Genomic DNA, 24,058 nt, shown 5'->3' on the forward strand with positions numbered 1-24,058 from the left:
CCAGCTGCTTTTTGTTGACTTCCATTGTTCATTCCACGGACAAAAACAGAGAAAGGAAACGACAGAGGCCAAAAAGCTCGCTTTCAGCACCTGTCGCTTCCTTTCTTTTCAGAGGGTATTTTAAATAAAAACATTAAGTTATGACGAAGAAGAACGGAAACGCCTTAAACCGGAAAATTTTCATAAATAGCGAAAACCCGCGAGGTCGCCGCCCCGTAACCTGTCGGATCGCCGGAAAGGACCCGCAAAATGATAATAATTATCATCTGCATGTCACAACGTGCATCTACGCCATCAAACCACGTCAAATAATCAATTATGACGCAGGTATCATATTAATTGATCTGCATCAACTTAACGTAAAAACAACTTCAGACAATACAAATCAGCGACACTAAATACGGGACAACCTCATGTCAACGAAGAACAGAACCCGCAGAACAACAATCCGCAACATCCGCTTTCCTAACCAAATGATTGAACAAATTAACATCGCTCTTGATCAAAAAGGGTCCGGGAATTTCTCAGCCTGGGTCATTGAAGCCTGCCGCCGGAGACTGTGCTCAGAAAAAAGAGTTTCTCCTGAAGCAAACAAAGAAAAGAGTGACATTACTGAATTGCTCAGAAAACAGATCAGACCAGATTGAAGCAATTTAGATAATCGTGCAGACTACGCCCCTCATATCACATGGAAGGTACTACAATGGCTCAGGTTGCCATTTTTAAACAAATATTCGATAAAGTGCGAAATAATTTAAACTATCACTGGTTTTATTCTGAACTAAAACGTCACAATGTCTCACATTACATTTACTATTTAGCTACAGAGAATATTCATCTTGTTCTTGAAAACGATAATACGGTTTTAATAAAAGGACAGGGTAAGGTTGTAAATGTAAGATTTTCAAAAAATAAATGCCTTATAGAAGCCACCTTAAAAGGATTCAAATCAGGAGAGTTATCATTTTACGAATACAGGAAAAATCTTGCTACAGCAGGGGTTTTCAGATGGATTACAAATATCCACGAAAACAAAAGGTATTACTATACCTTTGATAATTCATTACTCTTTACTGAGAACATTCAGAACACTACACAAATATTTCCGCACTAAATCATAACGTCCGGTTTCTTCCGTGCCAGAACCGGACTCGCTGGCATGATGAAATATGTGTACCCGGTAACCCCGGTGTGCATCGTTTTTGATTATTCCCGCACACTCGCGCAGAAGGAGTTCCCCGTCGGGCTACGGTCTCTGTTAATACGGGAATACGGCGACGATACAGCGCATGATGTGTCAGGCTTGAATACCTTTATCCTTTAAAAGGGATATCAGTTAAGTTATCCCGTGTAGGGTATAAACCATTATCAAAGCCACTCTGTAGGAAGTGGCTTTTGTAATGGCAATAAAAAGCCCCGCGAATGCGAGGCTAAATCCTGGTATTTGTAATGACTGGCTCTTATCTCAACGCAGCCCCTTACCGCGCGCAAAATGCTCAATATCAAGCATCAGCAATGAGATGTTTAATCTGGATTCACTCCAGAAGTGAGCACCACCCTGTCTACAGAGCCAGATGTGAAGGATGATGAGTAAAATTATCGCTATCATCGAAGGCATTGCGTCCTGATGTATTCCTGAAGCGTTCTCAGTGCTGTTTGGTCGCGGATAATTCCGTCCCGGATACCGAGAACGTTTCGTCCAGCAACTGGAGAGAGTTCGACGGTGGCATCATTGCCCATGCCGGAGGCGCTGGAGGTTTCGGCTGAGGATGGCACAGGGCATTTTCCTTTGACGAGCACCCGACCACCATTATCAAGCTTGCGCCGAAGAGCATCATTTTCAGCTTTCGCATCAGCTAACTCCTTCGTGTATTTATCATCGAGTGCATCAGCATCACGCTGGCGCTGCTGCATGTCAGTAATGGTGGCGTTCGCCTTCTCCAGTTCACTGGCCTTGTTATCGCGCTGTTCTTTGTAGGCGATTGCATTATCACGGTAATGATTAACAGCCCATGACAGGCAGACGATGATGCAGATAACCAGAGCGGAGATAATCGCGGTTACCCTGCTCATTGTTGCCCCCACAAACAGACCTCACGCTCAATCTCACGACGAGTCATCAGGCCTTTCCATTGCTTACCGCCAGCGTATGCCCAGCGACGTAGCTGGTCACATGCGCCCTTGATATCGCCCTGGTTTATTTTGCGAAGAAGCGTCGATGTTCTGAAATTGCCAGCACCCACGTTGTAGACGAACGAGTAAAGAGCGCCGCGCGTTGTTTCCGGTATATCGACTTTGATGTACCGGTTAATTTGTCTGGCGACAGTGGCAAGGTCTTTATTCAGGAGGGCTTTGCACTCTGCTTCGGTATACGTTTTACCGGGAATGATGTCTTTTCCTGTATGCCCGTAACATACAGTCCATACACCAACTATGTCTTTGTAAGGATTATGTCTCACACCTTCCAGACCATCGTTACCACTTGGGCCAGTGATTAACACTGATGCTATAGCAATTGCTCCGCCACCAATAGCAGCAGCAACGGCTTTTCGTAATGATGGAGGCATTATTCACCTCTCGCAGCCTTGCGCTTATCTTCTTTAATCTTGAAATAAAGGTTTGTCAGGTACGTCAGCAGGCCAAATACCAAGCTACCCAGCACACCTATTGCTGCCCACTGTGAGGGCGTGACTTTATCGAGCAGCTGTAAAAACCAGTAGCCAGCACTGCCTGCGGAGGTGCCGTAGGCAATGCCCGTTGTTAACTTATCCATGGATTTCATAGCCTCACCTCCGCAAATAACGGATGGTGTACACGGTTCGGAACGAAGAGGAAAGGTATAGAAGTTACATTAGCGTAAGGCTTGAACATCTATTCAAAAAGAAAAACGCCGCGATTATTCTGGCGTAGCTGAAAGCATCATACAATTATCAAATACGAAAATTACAAAATCATTAAAACGCATCACGTTACATCATGTCTTTTTCTAAAAAAAATCTTGATGAATATTGATGGGGAGGAACACCAAAATACCTTCTGAAAACACTTACAAAATATGACGTGTTTTCATAACCGCATATCTCAGCAACTTTTCCAACAGAATATAAATTGTAGCTTAATAACCTTTCCGCCATCACCATTCGCTCTTCAAGAATTAACTTACTAAATGATAAGCCTTCGTGCTTTAATTTTCTTTTTAACAGACTTTCACTCAGATACAGTCTTGAAGATATATCACAAAGTCTCCATGCTGCAGATATATCCGTGTGAACAATAGCCTTAACTTTACTTCCTAAACTATTAAGACATCCAAATAAAAAACTTTGCACTATTTTCTCTGAAGATAAGATAGCAAGACATGCAAGTGATATTTGATTTCTAACAAAATCCACAGTTCTGCCATCACAATTCAAGCATGCAATCAAGTTCTTTAACAATGAAAAATCTTCACATTCCACCATCAAGTATGCCGGATAAAACCTTCTTACAGAAAAAGGTGAAAGTGTGTTGCTTTTAAAGAAATCATTAACTGTTTTCTCTTCAACATCTACGATCATTACATGATCTATATTTGATGAAAAAAAATCTTTTAAATTGTAATCAATGAGAACAGCACTTCCTTTTTTAAACAAAATATCTTCTTTACCAATTCGGACATCAAACGAGTTCAACACCAAAATGATAGAACATATGTATGGCATATTATCCACCTGATATCATTGGGGTTACACCAGGTAAGTATAGGTGGAAAATCAATATTCGCCAGTTCAACAATAAGGAAAATTTCATTGCATCACAAGTATAAAATTATGTATTTAACTCACAAAGACAAATTATTAAACCAATCCGTTATATTATATATAGCTGCGTGGAATCATAATATTATATATTTTGACTGGCATGTTTACCAACTTTAAGTTGCATCTCAATTGTTTCTTCAGCGTAAACAGAGTTTTTATACAAACTGACACTCTGGGTATCATAGTGTAGTTTTTACGATTGTAAATATCCTGCATGCAGGAACTCATCCTTTTGGATGATATCGCATACAATTAATTTACCATCAGTCTTAGAGCCAGTTCGTCCGGATAGGGATCGAAGTAATTCTGTGTAAGCAAGTAATCATTAGGATACTCACCCAGATAATGCTTCAGCAGAGTCAACGGCGCAAGAAGAGGTAATGTGCCAGAACGATAGTTAAGTATAACCTCGCTCAACTCTTTACGCTGGCGTGTACTTAAGTAGTTACTAAAATACCCCTGTATATGCATCAGCACATTCGTGTGATTTTTACGTGATGCAGGTTTTCTGAGAATCGCCATCAGCTTATCACGATACACCTCAAAGTATGATTCAAGGTCCGCCCACTCGTGTATTGCAGCCACAAATGGTCCCATATCTTTATAGCCTGCCTGACTATGCGCCAACAACTGAAGCTTATAACGACTATGAAAAGCTAATAACTCTCTTCTTGATAATTTCTCCTTGTAAAGGTGATTGAGCTCATGCAAAGCAAAAACTCTTTCAACAAAATTCTCACGAAGCACTGGATCATGTAATCGCCCATCCTCTTCAACCGGTAGCCAGGAAAACTTTTCCATCAAAGTGCTCGTAAATAGTCCCACTCCATCTTTACGACCTCGATTACCATTTTCATCATAGACACGCACGCGCTCCATGCCACAGCTGGGAGATTTAGCACAAACCACAAACCCCGATACATCCTTTAATTTGTCCATATAAGAACGACTAAACTCTGTCATTCTCTCTGTCACATCCTCATTCTGGTCGTGGCTGAAACACATCCGTATATTTCCTTGCGTCGAGCGCACAAGACGTAGAGCAGGACGCGGAACTGGCAGCCCTATAGCCATTTCCGGACATACTGGTCTGAATGTTACCCATTCCACTAATTTGTCCATTAAAAAGTCAGCTCTTTTGTGACCACCATCAAAACGAACAGCAGAACCGGCCAAACAACCGCTGATTCCAATCACAGGTTTTTTTATCATATTCTCCCCCTTGACTAATTCATTAACACATAAACTGTGTAGTGCACGGAATAAATTGCCTTTCTGGCGTCATCACTGACAATTTTTCTGTTATGGACTATTCCTAATATAGTATGAAAGTTCTTTAAGTGATCGGTCGTAATCATCTATTTTTCATACTTACTCTCAACTATCAAAAGTACAGGATTTATTATGAAGTTATGGCCTGTGTTGACTGGCATTGCACTCTCTTTCACTCTTATAGCATGTAAGGCCCCGACACCACCTAAAGGTGTGCAGCCGATTACAAATTTTGACGCCAACCGCTACCTCGGAAAATGGTATGAAATAGCTCGCCTCGAGAACCGGTTCGAACGTGGTCTGGAACAGGTCAGCGCTACTTATGGAAAACGGAACGACGGAGGGATTCGTGTACTTAACCGTGGATACGATCCAACGAAAAATAAATGGAGCGAGAGCGAAGGTAAAGCATACTTTACTGGAGATACTAAAACTGCAGCATTGAAGGTTTCGTTTTTTGGCCCCTTCTATGGTGGCTATAATGTAATCAAACTGGATGATGAGTATAAGTATGCTCTTGTCAGTGGTCCGAACAGAGAATACCTATGGATTCTGGCAAGGACCCCAACTATTCCAGATAAAGTAAAAGCAGACTATGTGCGAACCGCTCAAAAGTTGGGATTCAATGTCAATGAATTATTATGGGTTAAACAATAAAATCCCTACCCGAAATAATACTTATTAGAAAAAAACCAGCCTTTGGGGAGGCTGGCTAAATCAGGAAACAAGCTGTTATATGATAATAACTACGTTGCGATTCCAACATTTAAAATGTTAGACTAATGACAATCAGACAGCAACTTTTCCTTTAATTATTTCGAACAATCAGCATCCATCTCCAATCGGAGATCCAACACCATCAGCATACCCTCCACTACGCCCTCAGCTTTCTGAAGCATCCTGCCAACCCAACAATCAGATCGCCCATGCTTACGTGCAAGCGCCATAAAAGTCATGCCGCCGACATAATAGTCCACCAATAAATCATGCAAATCGCTGTTGTTCTTTTTCAGACGGGCCATGCACCCGCAAATGATCATCGCGTCATCGTCACAACATTGTGGGCGAGATTTTACTTTTGAAGGAATTAATCCCTTAAAACCGGCGGCAATGGACGACCAGGTCACATCTTCATGATTATTAGCCGCCCACGCTCCCCAACGCTCAAGAACCATCTGAATATCACGCATCAACTTACTCCACAAAACTCAGACCAGAACGCCAATTACAAGCAAAAATCAACAAAACAGTATTAGTTGATTGTTATCTCTGACTTCATACTCCTGCTCCTGTCAGTGTTTTGGCGTAATTCTTCAGTATTCGGTAATCGGTCAAAACAGAACCGGGGAAACGATATAAGCGCAGACGCCCCCAGCGGTGGCGAAGAAGTTCTGCCATATTAAACTCAAACATCATTCATTCCCCATTTCGGTGATGGTCAGTTCCAGCCTCCCACCTTTGGTAACAGGCATCTTCACAACGCGGTAATCAACGACCTGAGCATCATCCAGCCAGAAACCTGCTTTAGTGAGTGCGTCAAAAGCGGCTTTTTGCAGATTATCCAGGTCACGGCGACGGCGATCCGGCATGTGGCACTCAATGCGGATTTTCACAGGCATAGTCAGGCCGATATCCAGCATTGCGTTTTTAATGATTCGGGCGACGTTATCGCGGTATGCCTGCCCCTCTGCGCTGACGTGCGTGCGCCCGCGATTATGGCGGTAATAGCGATTATTGCTCGGAGGCCAGGGTAATGTGATGCTGTAGGTATTCACGCCTTAATAACCCCCTCTTTCAGCCAGATAACCTGTGTTCTCGCCATACCTTCCAGCGCGCATTCTTTTGCATATGCAGCATCGACTTGCTTGGCATGCCCTTTACCGGCAATCTTCTGTATGCGCTAAACCTAGATAGAATCCACTCTGTGCACATTGAAGCCCGCTCTATGCTTCCTTTCAGGTATTGAAGGGATTGAGATGGGCTAAGCATTATTGGCCTCCTGCATCAGGAGAAAGACAATCATGGCGGCGCGGAGAGGTCTGGTATCAAATATTGGGCTTACGCCTTTTGCATCCACACACCATTCAGTTAACTGGTCTAAGATAGAAATCCTGTATTTCTCAATAATCGGCCATGAAGCGCTCGGATCATTGCAGTAGTCAGGCAAATGATTTAATGGCTCAAAAGTTGTATCAGCATTTCCGTAATACCATTTGTTGGTGTTATTCCCTGATGTTTCCGGTTTACTTGCCCAAAGGCCTTTAAAAATTATGTCTCCTACCATTCTGTTAATTTCAAAATCACTTAACTGTGAATAATCCATTGTCATTTCCTCGCACGATATCTTAGCCACCGGATATCCCACAGGTGAGCTGTGTAATTGAAGGTTTTTACGTCAGATTCTTTTGGGATTGGCTTGCGTTTATTTCTGGAGCGTTTCGTTGGAAGGTATTTGCAGTTTTCGCAGATGATGTCGGTGAAACTTCGTCGCTGTCGCCTCATGCCGCCCTCCTGACACCCTGCCCGATCGCCATCAATGCCGCTTTGGATACGGTAGTAAACATCCGTCGAGGACTGATGAACGGTCGCCAAATCAGCAGCATGGAGCCTTTGCTGTTTCCCTTCTTCTCCAGCCCTGTCGATGGTTCGATAAAATTAATCCGTCCATCAGTGATAATGCGAACTTCGTCGACACTCTCCAGAGCCTTGCTGAACCATCCGACTGACATATCCTCTGGCACAAGCATAACTACCGTCTGTCGCTGTTGTATGCACTGCTCAGCAGCTTTTTCCACCCACGGCCTGATATTGCTGTACGGTGGGTTATTCCAGATTGCACCGTGGCTTACCCACTCAGAATTGAGCGCGTCGTCGGCCTCAGTTAGCCAGTGAGCACACAGAGCATTTTTGTCGCTCGCTGCCGAATCCAGCCAGAATCCAAACTCAATATCCAGTGCATCAAAAAGCCAAAGCGGCGTTTGCCAGCAGTCCTTGTCGTGTGCTGGCGTATTTGATTTGATAGTCATGCAGCCCGATCTCCCCATCTCGCTTTCCACTCCAGAGCCAGTCTCGCTTCGTCTGACCACTTAACGCCACGCTCTGTGCCGAATGCCTGTATAAGCTCTAATAGCTCCGCAAATTCGCCTACACGCATCCTGCTGGTTGACTGGCCTATTACCACAAAGCCATTCCCGGCAAGGTTAGGAACAACATCCTGCTGCTTTAATGCTGCGGTAAACACACACTTCCAGCTTTCTGCATCCAGCCAGCGACCATGCCATTCAACCTGACGAGAGACGTCACCTAAGCAGGCCCATAGCTTCCTGTTTTGGTCTAAGCTGCGGTTGCGTTCCTGAATGGTTACTACGATTGGTTTGGTTGGGTCTGGAAGGATTTGCTGTACTGCGTGAATAGCGTTTTGCTGATGTGCTGGAGATCGAATTTCAAAGGTTAGTTTTTTCATGACTTCCCTCTCCCCCAAATAAAAAGGCCTGCGATTACCAGCAGGCCTGTTATTAGCTCAGTAATGTAGATGGTCATCTTTTAACTCCATATACCGCCAATACCCGTTTCATCGCGGCACTCTGGCGACACTCCTTAAAAATCAGGTTCGTGCTCATCTTTCCTTCCCGTTCTTCCCTGGTAGCAAACCGGTAATACACCGTTCGCCAGACCTTACCTTCGATAACCAGAAGACCTGCCCGTGCCATTTTAGCCGCGGCCTGATTTATGCTGGTTACTGTTGCGCCTGTTAGCGCGGCAACGTCCGGCGCACAGAAGCTATTATGCGTCCCCAGGTAATGAATAATTGCCTCTTTGCCCGTCATACACTTGCTCCTTTCAGTCCGAACTTAGCTTTAATTTCTGCGATCTTCGCCAGAGCCTGTGCACGATTTAGAGGTCTACCGCCCATAACAGGAAGTTGTTTTACTGGTTCAGGTATCGTCTCACCACGGTTAATTCGCGCTGTCATACAGGTCAGTTCATCGGCAGCCTTGCGCCGTAATTCCGCATCAGTAAGCGCATTGGCCCGCATGTTCTGATACAGGTTGGTAACCAGCCAGTAGTGCGCGTTTGATTTCCACGGATAAGACTCCGCATCCGGATACAGGCCTCGCTTCCGGCAATACTCGTAAACCATATCAACCAGCTCGCTGACGTTTGGCAGTCCGGCGATAACGGATGCTTCTTCCCGGCACCATGCAACAAACTGCCCGGGTGATGGCAGAAATGGTCGATTCTGCCGACGGGCTACGCGCATTCCTGCGTTAACCTGTTCCATTGTGGTGATCCCGTTTTCCCGGAAAGCCAGAACCCACTGGCGGCGGATTTCGTTCAGTTCGTTCTGGTCACGGTTAGCCAGACTCGCCGGGAAAGTTGCCAGTAACTGGCTGAACACACCGTTGATGATCTGCGCTACCTGCTGTACCTGTGGCTTTTCGTCGTACTGTTCCGGCATGTTGTTGGCGATCCGACGCATCTGCTCACGGTCAAAGTTAACCATCTGTGCGGCGATGTTTTTCATAGATCCACCCCGTAAATCCAGTCAGTGTTTGTCAGGTCGAGTTTTGGTTTTCCGGCTGTCACGCCAGCCTGTTGCTTGTTACGGTTGATTTCGAGCTGGGTCCACTTGTCGCGGAGTTTGGCCGGACTCAGCACGTTACCGGACCAGAAGTTGTCCTGGCAGGCCCAGCGGAAAAGCACACACATATCGCGGTGGTTACGTCCGTCACGTTCACGCATCAGGCGGATATCGTTAGCCCACCCAGCAAAATTCGGTTTTCTGGCTGATGGCGCGATGGTCTTCACCATGTCAAACATCCACTCTGCGGCGGTCAGGTCTTCTGCTGTTCCCCACTTACAGCCGCTCTGAATTGCAGCATCCGGTTTAACCACAGAAAGATCGTTTTCTGGCTGGTCAGAGGATTCGCCAGAATTCTCGGACGAATAATCTTTTCTTTTTTCTTTTGTAATAGTGTCTTTTGTGTCCCCCTGTTTTGAGGGATAGCAATCCCCCAATTTGAGGGATGTTTTATCCCTCGTTTTAGGGGATTTTCCCTCGTTTTGAGGGATGCACCATTCTGAGATGTTTTTGTTTGGTCCAAACATGCCGCCTTGCTGCTTGATAATATTCATTCTGACGAGTTCTAACTTGGCTTCATTGCACCGTTTGACAGGTAACTTTGTAATCTCGCTAAGTTGAGAATCGGTGATTCTGTCCATTGGTTTATTCCACCCATAGGTTTTACGCAGAATGGCAAGCAGCACTTTAAACTGTCGCTTGGTCAGATCTGCGCCCGAATAAGCCTCAAGCAGCATATTTGATAGTCTGGCGTAACCATCATCGAGATCTGCCACATTACGCTCCTGTCCGGCAAAGTTACCTCTGCCGAAGTTGAGTATTTTTGCTGTATTTGTCATAATGACTCCTGTTGATAGATCCAGTAATGACCTCAGAACTCCATCTGGATTTGTTCAGAACGCTCGGTTGCCGCCGGGCGTTTTTTATTGGTGAGAATCGCAGCAACTTGTCGCGCCAATCGAGCCATGTCGTCGTCAACGACCCCCCATTCAAGAACAGCAAGCAGCATTGAGAACTTTGGAATCCAGTCCCTCTTCCACCTGCTGATCTGCGACTTATCAACGCCCACAGCTTCCGCTGTCTTCTCAGTTCCAAGCATTGCGATTTTGTTAAGCAACGCACTCTCGATTCGTAGAGCCTCGTTGCGTTTGTTTGCACGAACCATATGTAAGTATTTCCTTAGATAACAATTGATTGAATGTATGCAAATAAATGCATACACCATAGGTGTGGTTTAATTTGATGCCCTTTTTCAGGGCTGGGATGTGTAAGAGCGGGAATGTCTTAAGCGGCTTTACCGCGTTTAGTTCCGTACTGTAACCAAACCGGATCACAGTTAAGCGCCATAGCAATCTCAAACAAGAAGCGCGGTCGCTTGGTTACTCCAGCTTCAATCAGTTGAATTGATTGCTGTTTAACACCGGCTTTGGTTGCCAGTTCGGTTTGCGTCATTTTTAACGCAATTCGCCTCTTCTTGAGGCGTTCAGAAAGAGTTTGCATATCGCCTCCATCAACAAACTTTCTTGTATTTTCATACAATGTATCTTGTTTGTCAAATACAGTTTTTCTTGTGAAGATTGGGGGGTAAATAACAGAGGTGGCTTATGAGTATTTCTTCCAGGGTAAAAAGCAAAAGAATTCAGCTTGGACTTAACCAAGCTGAACTTGCTCAAAAGGTGGGGACTACCCAGCAGTCTATAGAGCAGCTCGAAAACGGTAAAACTAAGCGACCACGCTTTTTACCAGAACTTGCGTCAGCTCTTGGCGTAAGTGTTGACTGGCTGCTCAATGGCACCTCTGATTCGAATGTTAGATTTGTTGGGCACGTTGAGCCCAAAGGGAAATATCCATTGATTAGCATGGTTAGAGCTGGTTCGTGGTGTGAAGCTTGTGAACCCTACGATATCAAGGACATTGATGAATGGTATGACAGTGACGTTAACTTATTAGGCGATGGATTCTGGCTGAAGGTTGAAGGTGATTCCATGACCTCACCTGTAGGTCAAAGCATCCCTGAAGGTCATATGGTGTTAGTAGATACTGGACGCGAGCCAGTGAATGGAAGCCTTGTTGTAGCCAAACTGACTGACGCGAACGAAGCAACATTCAAGAAACTGGTTATAGATGGCGGGCAGAAGTACCTGAAAGGCCTGAATCCTTCATGGCCTATGACTCCTATCAACGGGAACTGCAAGATTATCGGTGTTGTCGTGGAAGCGAGGGTAAAATTCGTATGATCAGGATTGCGGCGCTACTCTCAATACTCTTAACTACCAGCGCCAATTCTGAATGCTGGATTGTCACAAACCTGCACGGGTACGGGGCAATGAATGGCGATCGTTACGAGTTTACAAAAGACAGCACGGAAGATTCCGTTTTCCACGTAACAATAAATGGCGATAAATCATCAGTTTATGAATCAGTTTCTGGCGTCTATCCAGAGATGAAATACACTGCTTTGTCATCGAACACTATGGTAGGAGAATACCAGTCTGGAGGAGGAATAACCGTTGAAACCTGGTCAATCACTACAAACAAAAAAGCTCTTTACTCCAAAGTAATGAACATCCCAGGTATGCAACAACTTACATCAACCAAATCCTTTGTTGGTGATGTAGTCGGAACCTGCAACCAGTAATCCCCACCTCAATCTCGATAACCAAAAAACAAACTATTTTCCGTTTAAAAACAATGGAGTTTGTTTTTCATGCCCCTTTTTTACAATATTTCTTGCTTACAACATACAATCTTTCTTGTAATTTTAAGCCATCAGCAGGACGCACTGACCACCATTGAAGGTGATGCTCTTAAAAATTAAGCCCTGAAGAAGGGCAGCGTTCAAAGCAGAAGGCTTTGGGGTGTGTGATACGAAACGAAGCATTGGCCGGAAGTGCGAATCCGGATTAGCTGCAAATGAGCCAATCGTGGGGTGTTTTCGTTCAGGACTACGACTCACACACACCACCAAAGCTAACTGACAAGAGAATCCAGATGGATGCACAAACACGCCGCCGCGAACGTCGCGCAGAGAAACAGGCTCAATGGAAAGCAGCAAATCCCCTGTTGGTTGGGGTAAGCGCAAAACCAGTTAACCGCCCTATTCTCTCGCTGAATCGCAAACCGAAATCACGAGTAGAAAGCGCACTGAATCCGATAGACCTTACGGTGCTGGCTGAATACCACGAACAGATTGAAAGCAACCTGCAACGTATTGAGCGCAAGAATCATCGAGTTTGGTATAGCAAGCCAAGTGAGTTCGGTATAACTTGTCAAGGAAGACAAAAGGTTAAAGGGAAATCCATTCCATTGGCATGAGGTACGTAATGAAGAAAATTGATTACAAGTCCATACCAAAACCAATAGACTCAGCATCAGAGCGAAAAAAACACAAAAAAGAGGCTGAAAAATTAGCAAATTATATCAGTTTTATTAGAAACAATGCTCACGGCGATGGCGACAGGAAGTTGCTTTCAGATGCCCGGACCCAAGCGTTCAGCATACTTCGTAAGCAGATGCAATATCGTCTTCATCCAGGCTACATAATTGAAATTCGCCCGACTGAAAGACAATTGTTCTTATTAAACTCTGTCTTTGACTTTGTAAACGTAGTTGGAGATCTTATCGACAGGTCTGTAGATAAGGCTCCTGATACAAATAGTTTTCTTCTAACAAATAAAGAATACTTATATGGTAAATTTGGTATAAACGGATGGCAAAAATATGTACGATTCTTACGTGCATTCGTTGATGCGTATAAAAATTCCGACATGATTTATACATATTTGCCTGGTGGTAATAATTGTACGCTTTCGGCAGACAATAGAATATTCATACCTATACTTGGTCTTGGGCTGATTAATGCAGTAAATGAAAGAGATGTTATAATTGTTAAGCAGTGGCGAAAGCATGAGGGATATAGATATCTGCCATGCTTTGATATATTAAAAATACAGAATAAATTCTATGTAAAAATTAAATATAAAGAAGATGTTTTCTTCCTCAGAAAAAACAAAGATCTTTTACAAGAACTTTCTGGGACAATAGATGTCATCGTAGGTTCTAGGTTTATAAAAGAACTGAAAGAAAGCAGGTCTTTCTCTCGTGTAGAGATAAGCGAGTCAGAGTTATGGGGTATATCAAATAATCCTGTAAACCACGCTCACCAACGAAATCCAAACAAAAAGTGGTCATAACCCGCTCAGGCGGGTTTCATTTTCACGCAAACAACAGAATAAACACTGCACTGTGTATTCATTCCAACGAGTGAATACACGGAGCAATGTCGCTCGTAACTAAACAGGAGCCGACTTGTTCTGATTATTGGAAATCTTCTTTGCCCTCCAGTGTGAGGGAGATTTTTTATCTATGAGGATATGAATAGATGTCAAACATCAAAAAATACATCATTGATTACGACTGGAAAGCATCAATAGAAATTGAAATCGACCATGACGTAATGACAGAGGAAAAACTTCACCAGATTAATAATTTCTGGTCAGACTCTGAATACCGACTCAATAAACACGGCTCTGTATTAAATGCTGTATTAATCATGCTGGCGCAACATGCTCTGCTTATAGCAATTTCAAGCGACTTAAATGCATATGGTGTTGTGTGTGAGTTCGACTGGAATGATGGAAGTGGTCAGGAAGGATGGCCTCCAATGGATGGTAGCGAAGGAATAAGAATTACCGATATCGATACATCAGGAATATTTGATCCAGATGATATGACTGTCAAAGCCGCCTGAGCGCGGCGTTACCGCATACCAATTACGCTTCACTCGAGGCGTTTTTCGTTATGTATAAATAAGGAGCACACCATGCAATATGCCATTGCAGGGTGGCCTGTTGCTGGCTGCCCTTCCGAATCTTTACTTGAACGAATCACCCGTAAATTACGTGACGGATGGAAACGCCTTATCGACATACTTAATCAGCCAGGAGTCCCAAAAAATGGATCAAACAATTATGGCTATCCAGACTAAATTCACTATCGCCACTTTTATTGGCGATGAAAAGATGTTTCGTGAGGCCGTCGACGCTTATAAAAAATGGATATTAATACTGAAACTGAGATCAAGCAAAAGCATTCACTAATCCTCTTTCCTGTTTTCCTAATCAGCCTGGCATTTCGCGGGCGATATTTTCACAGCCATTTTCAGGAGTTCAGCCATGAACGCTTATTACATTCAGGATCGTCTTGAGGCTCAGAGCTGGGCGCGTCACTACCAGCAGATCGCCCGTGAAGAGAAAGAGGCAGAACTGGCAGACGACATGGAAAAAGGCCTGCCCCAGCACCTGTTTGAATCGCTATGCATCGATCATTTGCAACGCCACGGGGCCAGCAAAAAAGCCATTACCCGTGCGTTTGATGACGATGTTGAGTTTCAGGAGCGCATGGCAGAACACATCCGGTACATGGTTGAAACCATTGCTCACCACCAGGTTGATATTGATTCAGAGGTATAAAACGGATGAGTACAGCACTCGCAACGCTGGCCGGGAAGCTGGCTGAACGTGTCGGCATGGATTCTGTCGACCCACAGGAACTGATCACCACTCTTCGCCAGACAGCATTTAAAGGCGATGCCAGCGATGCGCAGTTCATCGCATTGTTGATCGTCGCCAACCAGTACGGCCTTAATCCGTGGACGAAAGAAATTTACGCCTTCCCTGATAAGCAGAACGGCATCGTTCCGGTGGTGGGCGTTGATGGCTGGTCCCGCATCATCAATGAAAACCAGCAGTTTGATGGCATGGACTTTGAGCAGGACAATGAATCCTGTACATGCCGGATTTACCGCAAGGACCGTAATCATCCGATCTGCGTTACCGAATGGATGGATGAATGCCGCCGCGAACCATTCAAAACTCGCGAAGGCAGAGAAATTACGGGGCCGTGGCAGTCGCATCCCAAACGGATGTTACGGCATAAAGCCATGATTCAGTGTGCCCGTCTGGCCTTCGGATTTGCTGGTATCTATGACAAGGATGAAGCCGAGCGCATTGTCGAAAATACTGCATACACTGCAGAACGTCAGCCGGAACGCGACATCACTCCGGTTAACGATGAAACCATGCAGGAGATTAACACTCTGCTGATCGCCCTGGATAAAACATGGGATGACGACTTATTGCCGCTCTGTTCCCAGATATTTCGCCGCGACATTCGCGCATCGTCAGAACTGACACAGGCCGAAGCAGTGAAAGCTCTTGGATTCCTGAAACAGAAAGCCACTGAGCAGAAGGTGGCAGCATGACACCGGACATTATCCTGCAGCGTACCGGGATCGACGTGAGAGCTGTCGAACAGGGGGATGATGCATGGCACAAATTACGGCTCGGCGTCATCACCGCTTCAGAAGTTCACAACGTGATAGCAAAGCCCCGCTCAGGAAAGAAGTGGCCTGACATGAAAATGTCCTACTTCCACACCCTGCTGGCTGAGGTTTGCACCGGTGTGGCTCCGGAAGTTAATGCTAAGGCGCTGGCCTGGGGAAAACAGTACGAGAACGACGCCAGAGCCCTGTTTGAGTTTACTTCCGGCGTGAATGTTACTGAATCCCCGATCATCTATCGCGACGAAAGTATGCGCACCGCCTGCTCTCCCGATGGTTTATGCAGTGACGGCAACGGCCTTGAACTGAAATGCCCGTTTACCTCCCGGGATTTCATGAAATTCCGGCTCGGTGGTTTCGAGGCCATAAAGTCAGCTTACATGGCCCAGGTGCAGTACAGCATGTGGGTGACGCGAAAAGATGCCTGGTACTTTGCCAACTATGACCCACGAATGAAGCGTGAAGGCCTGCATTATGTCGTGGTTGAGCGGGATGAAAATTACATGGCGAGTTTTGACGAGATGGTGCCGGAGTTCATCGAAAAAATGGACGAGGCACTGGCTGAAATTGGTTTTGTATTTGGGGAGCAATGGCGATGAAACATCCTCACGATAATATCCGCGTAGGCACGATCACTTTCGTCTACTCCGTTACGAAGCGAGGCTGGGTATTTCCCGGCCTTTCTGTTATCCGAAATCCCCTGAAAGCACAGCGGCTGGCTGAGGAGATAAATAATAAACGGGGAGCTGTATGCACAAAGCATCTCCCGTTGAGTTAAGAACGAGTATCGAGATGGCACATAGCCTCGCTCAAATTGGAGTCAGGTTTGTGCCAATACCAGTAGAAACAGACGAAGAATTTCATACGTTAGCCGCATCCCTTTCACAAAAGCTGGAAATGATGGTGGCGAAAGCAGAAGCAGATGAGAGAGACCAGGTATGACAACCACGGAATGCATTTTTCTGGCAGCGGGCTTCATATTCTGTGTGCTTATGCTTGCCGACATGGGACTTGTTCAATGACACCTCAGCAGGAAAACGCCCTTCGCAGCATTGCCCGTCAGGCTAATTCTGAAATCAAAAAAGCCAGACAGCAGTTTCCGGATAAAAACGTCGATGACATTTGCCGTAGCGTACTGAAGAAGCACCGCGAAACGGTAACGCTGATGGGATTCACACCGACTCATTTAAGCCTGGCAATCGGCATGTTAAACGGCGTCTTTAAGGAACGATGAACATGAAAAGCAAAATCATCAGGGAGCTACAGGCTCCTTTTTTATTATTCGCATTCACCCTCAAGCGTATTAACCAACAATTCAGGGATTAATGGAAGATGGCAGACATCATTGATTCAGCATCAGAAATTGAAGAATTACAGCGCAACACAGCAATAAAAATGCGCCGCCTGAACCACCAGGCTATATCTGCCACTCATTGTTGTGAGTGTGGCGATCCGATAGATGAACGAAGACGCCTGGTCGTTCAGGGTTGTCGGACTTGTGCAAGTTGCCAGGAGGATCTGGAGCTTATCAGTAAACAGAGAGGTTCGAAGTGAGCGAAATTAACTAGAAGCCAAAGATAAAATCATCGCTGAGCAGGAGAAAATCGCTAACGGAGAAAAGACAGTAAGTCAGTATATGAAAACCGCATGATATCATCAGATAAAAATCGGTCGTAAAGCGAAATATTAATACCAGAACAAACGAGTCGAGGTAAATTATATTACCTCGATAAATTAACTAAAACTTGCCCGCTATATACTATATCATTCAGTATCATCACGCGCGGTCTGTGCATATGTCACTACCGCACCTAATATATTAATTTTCTTTTCAACATAGATAATATTATCGTACTCATAATTGCCATACGGATAGCAAATGCGAATATTCTCATGTAGATCGGGGTCATCCACCTCAGCTCCAGAACAACTTTTTGAACTACCGGAAGTATACCGATACGGTGCAACATAAGACGATGTCTCTCCAGGCAAAAAATAAGTTAGTGTCGTAAGGGGTATAATCAGAAAAAATCCTGCAAATATGCACATCCCTGCATAAACCTTAAGGTATGCTGACAGACTCTTCCAGCCTCTTTGTTTTACTATCCCCTTCTTAACCCAAAACAGAGATAACAGAAAAGCTATTCCCATGCTAAACAGAATGTAATAGTGGGATATACTCTGATTAAGAAACGTGACCCTGTAGATATCTGCCCGCCACCAGAAGAAAAGGAAAATAAAGATCAGCCCTGAAACTGTCATGCAAATCAAATAAGGATACGAATCTTTTTTCATGTTTAGCGCCCATAAAATTTTTCCTGACCCGGACAAATTTACCATCCATTTTTTGCGCAGAAAATAGCTCATTACTTACTGCACAATAATACACAAAATTGCGTAAATTTTTTGCATGGATTTTAGCTCTTTCAGCCGACATTTAAGGGGTAAATAGCATTTCCTAAAAGCAACTGCACCAACCCAACAGAATGGGCTACCGCTTACGTTGAGAGCAAAAAAGTGTATAGCAGCAATGAACAGCATCCTCGCACTGACGAGGATTTCTTTTATCTGAACTCGCTACGGCGGGTTTTGTTTTATGGAGATGATAAATGCACTTCCGAGTCACAGGTGAATGGAATGGAGAACCATTCAACAGAGTTATCGAAGCCGAGAACATCAGCGACTGCTATGACCACTGGATGCTGTGGGCGCAGATAGCACATGCAGACGTAACCAATATTCGAATTGAAGAACTGAAAGAACACCAAGCCGCCTGATGGCGGTTTTTTCTTGCGTGTAATTGCGGAGACTTTGCGATGTACTTGACACTTCAGGAGTGGAACGCACGCCAGCGACGCCCAAGAAGCCTTGAAACAGTTCGTCGATGGGTACGCGAGTGCAGGATATTCCCTCCTCCGGTTAAGGATGGAAGAGAGTATCTGTTCCACGAATCAGCGGTAAAGGTTGACTTAAATCGACCAGTAACAGGTAGCCTTTTGAAGAGGATCAGAAATGGGAAGAAGGCGAAGTCATGAGCGCCGGGATTTACCCCCTAACCTTTATATAAGAAACAATGGATATTACTGCTACAGGGACCCAAGGACGGGTAAAGAGTTTGGATTAGGCAGAGACAGGCGAATCGCAATCACTGAAGCCATACAGGCCAACATTGAGTTATTTTCAGGACACAAACACAAGCCTCTGACAGCGAGAATCAACAGTGATAATTCCGTTACGTTACATTCATGGCTTGATCGCTACGAAAAAATCCTGGCCAGCAGAGGAATCAAGCAGAAGACACTCATAAATTACATGAGCAAAATTAAAGCAATAAGGAGGGGTCTGCCTGATGCTCCACTTGAAGACATCACCACAAAAGAAATTGCGGCAATGCTCAATGGATACATAGACGAGGGCAAGGCGGCGTCAGCCAAGTTAATCAGATCAACACTGAGCGATGCATTCCGAGAGGCAATAGCTGAAGGCCATATAACAACAAACCCTGTCGCTGCCACTCGCGCAGCAAAATCAGAGGTAAGGAGATCAAGACTTACGGCTGACGAATACCTGAAAATTTATCAAGCAGCAGAATCATCACCATGTTGGCTCAGACTTGCAATGGAACTGGCTGTTGTTACCGGGCAACGAGTTGGTGATTTATGCGAAATGAAGTGGTCTGATATCGTAGATGGATATCTTTATGTCGAGCAAAGCAAAACAGGCGTAAAAATTGCCATCCCAACAGTATTGCATGTTGATGCTCTCGGAATATCAATGAAGGAAACACTTGATAAATGCAAAGAGATTCTTGGCGGAGAAACCATAATTGCATCTACTCGTCGCGAACCGCTTTCATCCGGCACAGTATCAAGGTATTTTATGCGCGCACGAAAAGCATCAGGTCTTTCCTTCGAAGGGGATCCGCCTACCTTTCACGAGTTGCGCAGTTTGTCTGCAAGACTCTATGAGAAGCAGATAAGCGATAAGTTTGCTCAACATCTTCTCGGGCATAAGTCGGACACCATGGCATCACAGTATCGTGATGACAGAGGCAGGGAGTGGGACAAAATTGAAATCAAATAATGATTTTATTTTGACTGATAGTGACCTGTTCGTTGCAACAAATTGATAAGCAATGCTTTTTTATAATGCCAACTTAGTATAAAAAAGCAGGCTTCAACGGATTCATTTTTCTATTTCATAGCCCGGAGCAACCTGTGAACACATTTTCAGTTTCCCGTCTGGCGCTGGCATTGGCTTTTGGCGTGACGCTGACCGCCTGTAGCTCAACACCGCCCGATCAACGTCCTTCTGATCAAACCGCGCCTGGTACCTCTTCTCGCCCGATTCTGTCGGCAAAAGAAGCGCAGAATTTCGATGCTCAACACTATTTTGCATCCCTGACACCAGGTGCGGCAGCGTGGAATCCTTCCCCGATTACCCTGGCTGCGCAACCTGACTTTGTTGTCGGCCCGGCGGGTACTCCGGGTGTAACGCATACCACGATTCAGGCGGCGGTAGATGCGGCAATTATCAAGCGCACCAACAAGCGCCAGTATATTGCCGTGATGCCTGGTGAATATCAGGGAACGGTGTATGTCCCTGCCGCTCCGGGTGGAATTACTCTGTACGGTACAGGTGAAAAACCGATTGATGTGAAGATTGGGCTTTCCCTTGATGGGGGCATGAGCCCTGCCGACTGGCGTCACGACGTCAACCCGCGCGGCAAATATATGCCTGGTAAACCAGCGTGGTATATGTACGATAGCTGCCAGAGCAAACGCAGCGACAGTATCGGCGTTCTCTGCTCTGCGGTCTTCTGGTCACAAAACAATGGCCTGCAACTGCAAAACCTGACCATCGAAAACACGCTGGGTGATAGCGTAGATGCGGGTAACCATCCGGCGGTGGCACTGCGTACTGATGGCGACAAAGTGCAGATCAATAACGTCAACATTCTCGGTCGTCAGAATACATTCTTTGTCACCAACAGTGGTGTGCAAAACCGTCTGGAAACCAACCGTCAGCCGCGTACTCTGGTGACCAACAGTTACATTGAAGGGGATGTGGATATCGTTTCTGGTCGCGGCGCAGTGGTGTTCGATAATACCGAATTCCGCGTGGTGAACTCACGTACTCAGCAAGAAGCGTATGTGTTTGCACCGGCTACGCTGTCTAACATCTATTACGGTTTCCTCGCCGTAAACAGCCGCTTCAATGCTTCCGGTGATGGCGTGGCGCAACTGGGCCGCTCGCTGGATGTTGATGCCAATACCAACGGTCAGGTGGTGATCCGTGATAGCGCCATCAACGAAGGTTTTAACACGGCTAAACCGTGGGCCGATGCGGTGATTTCCAATCGTCCGTTTGCGGGTAATACTGGCAACGTTGATGATAACGACGAAGTACAGCGTAATCTGAATGACACTAACTACAACCGCATGTGGGAATACAATAACCGCGGCGTGGGTAGCAAAGTGGTTGCAGAGGCGAAGAAGTAAAAGCGATTAACTTTTTGCCGGATGCGGCGTAAACGCCTTATCCGGCCTACAGTTCGAAGCGATTCGTAGGTCAGATAAGATACGTCAGCATCGCATCCGACAATAAGTGCCGGATGCGGCGTAAACGCCTTATCCGGCCTACAGTTCGATGCGATTTGTAGGTCGGATAAGATGCGTCAGCATCGCATCCGACAATAAGTGCCGGATGCGACCTACATTCACATGGCGCTTTTTACATCTGACGGTTTTTATTGAAGTTAATCAAACTACCCGCCTTGATAATCTCGCGCTCTTCAGCAGTCAGACTTTCCATATAGAGCGTAATCTCTGTTACCGGCGCATCTTCATGGATCACATAACCTTTAAACGTCGTCCCCGGATTATCCAGCGCCGCTTTAATGCTAGGGATGTAAATGTAATCCCCCACTTCAAACGTTGGTGCTTCCGCCATTTGCAGCGGTAACATCCCCCAGTTGATGACGTTAGAACGGTAGCGTTTAGTCGCGTATTCCTCGGCAATATTCGCCAGACCGCCAATCACACGCTGGCAGCTCGCCGCCTGCTCACGCGCAGACCCATCGCCTGGTTTCACCGCATAGACCATGCTGCCAATTTCAGTTTGCAGCGGATCAATATGCTCCTGACCAGCAATCTGCTTAATGCGCGCAAACACCTCTGTCAGCTCGCTGACATTGCCCGCCAGACGCTGATTTTCCAGCTCGGCAGTCGCTTTACTTCTGCCAACATAGCCCGGATCACGGCGTGACAGGGTAAACTCCGCCAAACCAATCGGATTTGAACGATAAGAAGAGGTTTCACCGGAAGGAATCAATTCGTCGGTGGTGGTCACTTCGTCGAGGATCTTCGAGCACACTTTGAGGACGATATTGTCAGTCAGCGCCCCCAATTCCGGCCAGTCTTTGATGTTCGGTCCGTAGATCAGCGATTGCTGGGTCGCCCCTTTCACAAAGCCCTGATAGACGCGATTTTTATACGGCGTGACATCGAAGGCATACTCCGGCACGATGTCCCAGCAGTCCAATTCACTTGCAGAGGTTAAATAACCACCGTTTGCGGCTGTTGCAGCGATAGAACGGGCATCCATCAACGCCACCGCTGACATCTGACCGTTGGCTGGCTTAGAGCCTTCGCGATTCGGGAAGTTACGCGTGGTGTGGCGAATACTCAAACCGTTGTTGATTGGCGTGTCGCCCGCGCCAAAGCATGGGCCGCAGAACGCGGTTCTGATGATTGCGCCTGTGCCAATCAAATCTGCTACCACGCCTTTTTTGGCTAAATCCATAAACACCGGCTGTGATGACGGATAAACCGCCAGCGAGAAGGTGTCATTGCCACAGGATTGACCGCGCAGTGCATTCGCCGCCGCGATGACGTTTTCGTAGTTACCGCCAGAACAGCCCGCGATAATCCCCTGCTGCACTTTCAGGCGACCATTTTCCACTTTATCCAGCAGCGAGAGTTTGGCTTTACCGTGCGCCACGCGTTCGGACTCAATTTCAATCTCACGCAGAATGTCGGTCAGGTTCTGGTTCAGCGTGTCGATTTCATACACGTTGCTTGGGTGGAACGGCAGCGCAATCATTGGGTTGATGGCGCTTAAATCAACGCTGATGCAGCCATCGTAGTACGCCATCGGTTGAGGGTTAAGCTGGCAGTAATCCTGGCCGCGACCGTGCAGCGCCAGCCAGTTATGGACTTCTTCATCAGTTTGCCAGACAGAACTTAAACAGGTCGTTTCAGTGGTCATAACGTCAACGCTGTTACGGAAATCGGTAGAGAGCGCAGCAACACCGGGACCTACGAATTCCATCACTTTGTTTTTGACGTAGCCGTTTTTGAACACGGCACCAATGATAGCCAGCGCCACATCCTGCGGCCCCACATACGGCGCAGGTTTTCCGGTCAAATGCACCGCAACAACTCCCGGATAGTCGATATCCCAGGTGTCATTAAGCAGCTGTTTTACCAACTCACCGCCACCCTCACCGACTGCCATTGTCCCTAATGCACCGTAACGGGTGTGGCTGTCTGACCCGAGGATCATTTTGCCGCCTCCTGCCATCATCTCACGCATATATTGATGGATGACCGCAATATGTGGAGGCACAAAAATACCGCCATAACGCTGCGCTGCCGATAAACCAAAAACATGGTCATCACCGTTAATGGTGCCGCCGACGGCGCAGAGTGAGTTATGGCAGTTGGTCAGCACATACGGCAGCGGGAAACGTTCCATACCGGACGCTTTAGCGGTCTGTACAATACCAACAAAGGTAATATCGTGAGAGGCTAATGAATCAAACTTAATTTTAAGTTTATCCATATTTCCGGACGTATTATGAGAAGAGAGAATAGACCAGGCAATAGTGCCTTTTTTGGCTTCTTCTTTTTTAATTTCGCCGCTGAAATGTTCTTCGGTAATTATTTCGTTATTACTGGCGAGAAACACGCCTTTTTCAGATAACTTGATCATCAAATGCTCCAGATATCTGCGCACCGTTAAGTGCGCAGAAAGATAATAAATGGATATACTCTAAATAAT

The 24,058-nt window shown here is 45.8% G+C and carries 41 protein-coding genes and 1 pseudogene; 21 read left to right on the top strand and 21 right to left on the bottom strand.

From position 1 onward, the window contains the following. The first annotated feature begins 413 nt into the window (after window positions 1-413). Together FQZ95_RS02840 and FQZ95_RS02845 are read left to right on the top strand one after the other, a co-directional pair. Window positions 414-647, top strand: a complete 234-nt coding sequence (locus FQZ95_RS02840; protein ID WP_000105084.1) for a YlcI/YnfO family protein — start codon at window positions 414-416, stop codon at window positions 645-647. A gap of 56 nt (window positions 648-703) precedes the next feature. Beyond that, window positions 704-1,114 carry a DUF1398 domain-containing protein gene (locus tag FQZ95_RS02845; protein WP_000079508.1) on the top strand — a complete coding sequence of 137 codons (411 nt, stop codon included), beginning with the start codon at window positions 704-706 and terminating at the stop codon, window positions 1,112-1,114. Window positions 1,115-1,465: 351 nt separating this feature from the next. Here FQZ95_RS02845 and FQZ95_RS02850 read toward each other — a convergent pair whose 3' ends face one another. The 6 genes from FQZ95_RS02850 to FQZ95_RS02875 all read right to left on the bottom strand — a co-directional run bounded on the left by FQZ95_RS02850 (window position 1,466) and on the right by FQZ95_RS02875 (window position 5,012). Then, window positions 1,466-1,618: a hypothetical protein gene (locus FQZ95_RS02850; RefSeq protein ID WP_001139678.1), complete on the bottom strand. Its 153-nt coding sequence runs from the start codon at window positions 1,616-1,618 to the stop codon at window positions 1,466-1,468. Further along, a complete protein-coding gene (locus FQZ95_RS26065) occupies window positions 1,606-2,073 on the bottom strand; it encodes a lysis protein (RefSeq protein WP_000092273.1) in 468 nt (155 codons plus the stop codon). The genes FQZ95_RS02850 and FQZ95_RS26065 overlap by 13 nt, the downstream gene beginning before the upstream one ends. After that, on the bottom strand, window positions 2,070-2,567 hold the full coding sequence (gene rrrD / locus FQZ95_RS02860) for a lysozyme RrrD (RefSeq protein WP_001135255.1): 498 nt from the start codon (window positions 2,565-2,567) through the stop codon (window positions 2,070-2,072). The genes FQZ95_RS26065 and rrrD overlap by 4 nt, the downstream gene beginning before the upstream one ends. Beyond that, a complete protein-coding gene (gene essD / locus FQZ95_RS02865; protein WP_000839582.1) occupies window positions 2,567-2,782 on the bottom strand; it encodes a phage lysis protein EssD in 216 nt (71 codons plus the stop codon). The genes rrrD and essD overlap by 1 nt, the downstream gene beginning before the upstream one ends. A 187-nt stretch (window positions 2,783-2,969) precedes the next feature. Continuing rightward, window positions 2,970-3,701, bottom strand: coding sequence for a helix-turn-helix domain-containing protein (locus FQZ95_RS02870; RefSeq protein WP_123001219.1), 732 nt, complete (start codon window positions 3,699-3,701; stop codon window positions 2,970-2,972). A 351-nt stretch (window positions 3,702-4,052) separates the two neighbouring features. After that, window positions 4,053-5,012, bottom strand: coding sequence for a YbgA family protein (locus FQZ95_RS02875; RefSeq protein ID WP_000592546.1), 960 nt, complete (start codon window positions 5,010-5,012; stop codon window positions 4,053-4,055). 192 nt (window positions 5,013-5,204) lie between these two features. On the opposite strand from FQZ95_RS02875, the gene FQZ95_RS02880 reads away from it, so the two are divergent. Beyond that, the gene (locus tag FQZ95_RS02880; protein ID WP_000780581.1) at window positions 5,205-5,729 is read left to right on the top strand and encodes a lipocalin family protein; all 525 of its coding nucleotides are present in this window, start codon (window positions 5,205-5,207) and stop codon (window positions 5,727-5,729) included. 155 nt (window positions 5,730-5,884) lie between these two features. Here FQZ95_RS02880 and FQZ95_RS02885 read toward each other — a convergent pair whose 3' ends face one another. From FQZ95_RS02885 to FQZ95_RS02950, 13 genes and pseudogenes are all read right to left on the bottom strand, one after another. Continuing rightward, window positions 5,885-6,262 carry an antiterminator Q family protein gene (locus FQZ95_RS02885; protein ID WP_001204777.1) on the bottom strand — a complete coding sequence of 126 codons (378 nt, stop codon included), beginning with the start codon at window positions 6,260-6,262 and terminating at the stop codon, window positions 5,885-5,887. An 85-nt stretch (window positions 6,263-6,347) separates the two neighbouring features. Continuing rightward, window positions 6,348-6,488, bottom strand: coding sequence for a YlcG family protein (locus FQZ95_RS02890; RefSeq protein ID WP_000971055.1), 141 nt, complete (start codon window positions 6,486-6,488; stop codon window positions 6,348-6,350). Continuing rightward, window positions 6,485-6,847: a crossover junction endodeoxyribonuclease RusA gene (gene rusA, locus FQZ95_RS02895; RefSeq protein WP_001540841.1), complete on the bottom strand. Its 363-nt coding sequence runs from the start codon at window positions 6,845-6,847 to the stop codon at window positions 6,485-6,487. The genes FQZ95_RS02890 and rusA overlap by 4 nt, the downstream gene beginning before the upstream one ends. Beyond that, window positions 6,844-6,933: pseudogene (locus FQZ95_RS02900) on the bottom strand (DUF1364 domain-containing protein); the annotation flags it as partial. The pseudogene FQZ95_RS02900 and the gene rusA, both read right to left, overlap by 4 nt. Window positions 6,934-7,053: 120 nt before the next feature. Continuing rightward, entirely contained in the window at window positions 7,054-7,395 is a 342-nt protein-coding gene (locus FQZ95_RS02910; protein WP_000386643.1) for a phage protein NinX family protein, read from the bottom strand. 2 nt (window positions 7,396-7,397) lie between these two features. Then, window positions 7,398-7,574: a NinE family protein gene (locus FQZ95_RS02915; RefSeq protein ID WP_001254223.1), complete on the bottom strand. Its 177-nt coding sequence runs from the start codon at window positions 7,572-7,574 to the stop codon at window positions 7,398-7,400. Then, a complete protein-coding gene (locus tag FQZ95_RS02920) occupies window positions 7,571-8,098 on the bottom strand; it encodes a phage N-6-adenine-methyltransferase (protein ID WP_000153280.1) in 528 nt (175 codons plus the stop codon). The genes FQZ95_RS02915 and FQZ95_RS02920 overlap by 4 nt, the downstream gene beginning before the upstream one ends. After that, a complete protein-coding gene (locus tag FQZ95_RS02925; RefSeq protein ID WP_000736903.1) occupies window positions 8,095-8,535 on the bottom strand; it encodes a recombination protein NinB in 441 nt (146 codons plus the stop codon). Before FQZ95_RS02925 ends, FQZ95_RS02920 begins: the two co-directional genes overlap by 4 nt. Window positions 8,536-8,608: 73 nt before the next feature. Continuing rightward, window positions 8,609-8,899, bottom strand: coding sequence for a protein ren (locus tag FQZ95_RS02930; protein ID WP_000145931.1), 291 nt, complete (start codon window positions 8,897-8,899; stop codon window positions 8,609-8,611). Next, window positions 8,896-9,597 (bottom strand): replication protein P, encoded by a 702-nt coding sequence (locus FQZ95_RS02935; RefSeq protein ID WP_000788869.1) that lies wholly within the window; start codon window positions 9,595-9,597, stop codon window positions 8,896-8,898. The genes FQZ95_RS02930 and FQZ95_RS02935 overlap by 4 nt, the downstream gene beginning before the upstream one ends. Further along, complete coding sequence (locus tag FQZ95_RS02940) at window positions 9,594-10,493, bottom strand: replication protein (RefSeq protein WP_088541608.1); 900 nt, start codon at window positions 10,491-10,493, stop codon at window positions 9,594-9,596. Before FQZ95_RS02940 ends, FQZ95_RS02935 begins: the two co-directional genes overlap by 4 nt. 32 nt (window positions 10,494-10,525) lie before the next feature. After that, window positions 10,526-10,819 (bottom strand): lambda phage CII family protein, encoded by a 294-nt coding sequence (locus FQZ95_RS02945; RefSeq protein WP_000251069.1) that lies wholly within the window; start codon window positions 10,817-10,819, stop codon window positions 10,526-10,528. Window positions 10,820-10,938: 119 nt separating this feature from the next. Further along, window positions 10,939-11,154 (bottom strand): helix-turn-helix domain-containing protein, encoded by a 216-nt coding sequence (locus FQZ95_RS02950; protein WP_001194218.1) that lies wholly within the window; start codon window positions 11,152-11,154, stop codon window positions 10,939-10,941. A gap of 104 nt (window positions 11,155-11,258) precedes the next feature. Here FQZ95_RS02950 and FQZ95_RS02955 point away from each other — a divergent pair, with 104 nt between their 5' ends. From FQZ95_RS02955 to FQZ95_RS03020, 14 genes are all read left to right on the top strand, one after another. After that, window positions 11,259-11,891: a LexA family protein gene (locus FQZ95_RS02955; RefSeq protein WP_000028392.1), complete on the top strand. Its 633-nt coding sequence runs from the start codon at window positions 11,259-11,261 to the stop codon at window positions 11,889-11,891. Window positions 11,892-11,980: 89 nt separating this feature from the next. Then, window positions 11,981-12,292, top strand: coding sequence for a hypothetical protein (locus tag FQZ95_RS02960; protein ID WP_001383907.1), 312 nt, complete (start codon window positions 11,981-11,983; stop codon window positions 12,290-12,292). 353 nt (window positions 12,293-12,645) lie between these two features. Further along, window positions 12,646-12,969, top strand: coding sequence for an antitermination protein N (locus tag FQZ95_RS26910; RefSeq protein ID WP_000340004.1), 324 nt, complete (start codon window positions 12,646-12,648; stop codon window positions 12,967-12,969). 8 nt (window positions 12,970-12,977) lie between these two features. After that, window positions 12,978-13,847 (top strand): hypothetical protein, encoded by an 870-nt coding sequence (locus FQZ95_RS02970; protein ID WP_001383906.1) that lies wholly within the window; start codon window positions 12,978-12,980, stop codon window positions 13,845-13,847. A gap of 188 nt (window positions 13,848-14,035) precedes the next feature. Further along, entirely contained in the window at window positions 14,036-14,404 is a 369-nt protein-coding gene (locus tag FQZ95_RS02975) for a DUF2528 family protein (protein WP_001542699.1), read from the top strand. A gap of 72 nt (window positions 14,405-14,476) precedes the next feature. After that, the gene (locus FQZ95_RS02980) at window positions 14,477-14,641 is read left to right on the top strand and encodes a protease FtsH-inhibitory lysogeny factor CIII (protein WP_001198860.1); all 165 of its coding nucleotides are present in this window, start codon (window positions 14,477-14,479) and stop codon (window positions 14,639-14,641) included. Then, entirely contained in the window at window positions 14,610-14,753 is a 144-nt protein-coding gene (gene kil, locus FQZ95_RS02985) for a host cell division inhibitory peptide Kil (protein ID WP_000372923.1), read from the top strand. Before FQZ95_RS02980 ends, kil begins: the two co-directional genes overlap by 32 nt. Window positions 14,754-14,828: 75 nt before the next feature. Continuing rightward, on the top strand, window positions 14,829-15,125 hold the full coding sequence (locus FQZ95_RS02990) for a host-nuclease inhibitor Gam family protein (RefSeq protein ID WP_000995439.1): 297 nt from the start codon (window positions 14,829-14,831) through the stop codon (window positions 15,123-15,125). 5 nt (window positions 15,126-15,130) lie between these two features. Continuing rightward, window positions 15,131-15,916, top strand: coding sequence for a phage recombination protein Bet (gene bet, locus FQZ95_RS02995; protein ID WP_000100847.1), 786 nt, complete (start codon window positions 15,131-15,133; stop codon window positions 15,914-15,916). Beyond that, complete coding sequence (locus FQZ95_RS03000; protein WP_000186792.1) at window positions 15,913-16,593, top strand: lambda exonuclease family protein; 681 nt, start codon at window positions 15,913-15,915, stop codon at window positions 16,591-16,593. The genes bet and FQZ95_RS03000 overlap by 4 nt, the downstream gene beginning before the upstream one ends. Continuing rightward, entirely contained in the window at window positions 16,590-16,772 is a 183-nt protein-coding gene (locus FQZ95_RS03005) for a DUF1317 domain-containing protein (RefSeq protein WP_000682318.1), read from the top strand. Before FQZ95_RS03000 ends, FQZ95_RS03005 begins: the two co-directional genes overlap by 4 nt. Next, complete coding sequence (locus tag FQZ95_RS03010; protein WP_000548531.1) at window positions 16,745-16,936, top strand: DUF1382 family protein; 192 nt, start codon at window positions 16,745-16,747, stop codon at window positions 16,934-16,936. The genes FQZ95_RS03005 and FQZ95_RS03010 overlap by 28 nt, the downstream gene beginning before the upstream one ends. Window positions 16,937-17,012: 76 nt before the next feature. Then, entirely contained in the window at window positions 17,013-17,228 is a 216-nt protein-coding gene (locus tag FQZ95_RS03015) for a hypothetical protein (RefSeq protein ID WP_000188870.1), read from the top strand. A 98-nt stretch (window positions 17,229-17,326) separates the two neighbouring features. Next, window positions 17,327-17,548, top strand: a complete 222-nt coding sequence (locus tag FQZ95_RS03020) for a TraR/DksA family transcriptional regulator (protein WP_000763367.1) — start codon at window positions 17,327-17,329, stop codon at window positions 17,546-17,548. A gap of 210 nt (window positions 17,549-17,758) precedes the next feature. On the opposite strand, the gene FQZ95_RS03025 is transcribed toward FQZ95_RS03020, so the two are convergent. After that, entirely contained in the window at window positions 17,759-18,361 is a 603-nt protein-coding gene (locus FQZ95_RS03025) for a hypothetical protein (protein ID WP_001348592.1), read from the bottom strand. Between the two features lie 242 nt (window positions 18,362-18,603). On the opposite strand from FQZ95_RS03025, the gene FQZ95_RS03030 reads away from it, so the two are divergent. From FQZ95_RS03030 to FQZ95_RS03045, 4 genes are all read left to right on the top strand, one after another. Then, the gene (locus FQZ95_RS03030; protein WP_000545745.1) at window positions 18,604-18,771 is read left to right on the top strand and encodes a hypothetical protein; all 168 of its coding nucleotides are present in this window, start codon (window positions 18,604-18,606) and stop codon (window positions 18,769-18,771) included. A 39-nt stretch (window positions 18,772-18,810) separates the two neighbouring features. Continuing rightward, window positions 18,811-19,029, top strand: coding sequence for an excisionase (locus FQZ95_RS03035; RefSeq protein ID WP_001303849.1), 219 nt, complete (start codon window positions 18,811-18,813; stop codon window positions 19,027-19,029). Continuing rightward, window positions 19,007-20,077, top strand: coding sequence for a tyrosine-type recombinase/integrase (locus FQZ95_RS03040; protein ID WP_000533646.1), 1,071 nt, complete (start codon window positions 19,007-19,009; stop codon window positions 20,075-20,077). The genes FQZ95_RS03035 and FQZ95_RS03040 overlap by 23 nt, the downstream gene beginning before the upstream one ends. Window positions 20,078-20,211: 134 nt before the next feature. Then, on the top strand, window positions 20,212-21,495 hold the full coding sequence (locus FQZ95_RS03045) for a putative acyl-CoA thioester hydrolase (protein ID WP_160529868.1): 1,284 nt from the start codon (window positions 20,212-20,214) through the stop codon (window positions 21,493-21,495). A 232-nt stretch (window positions 21,496-21,727) separates the two neighbouring features. On the opposite strand, the gene FQZ95_RS03050 is transcribed toward FQZ95_RS03045, so the two are convergent. Then, window positions 21,728-23,989, bottom strand: coding sequence for a hydratase (locus FQZ95_RS03050; protein WP_160529869.1), 2,262 nt, complete (start codon window positions 23,987-23,989; stop codon window positions 21,728-21,730). Window positions 23,990-24,058: the final 69 nt, after the last annotated feature.

The organism is Escherichia sp. HH41S (assembly GCF_009820115.1).
GTDB lineage: Bacteria > Pseudomonadota > Gammaproteobacteria > Enterobacterales > Enterobacteriaceae > Escherichia > Escherichia coli_F.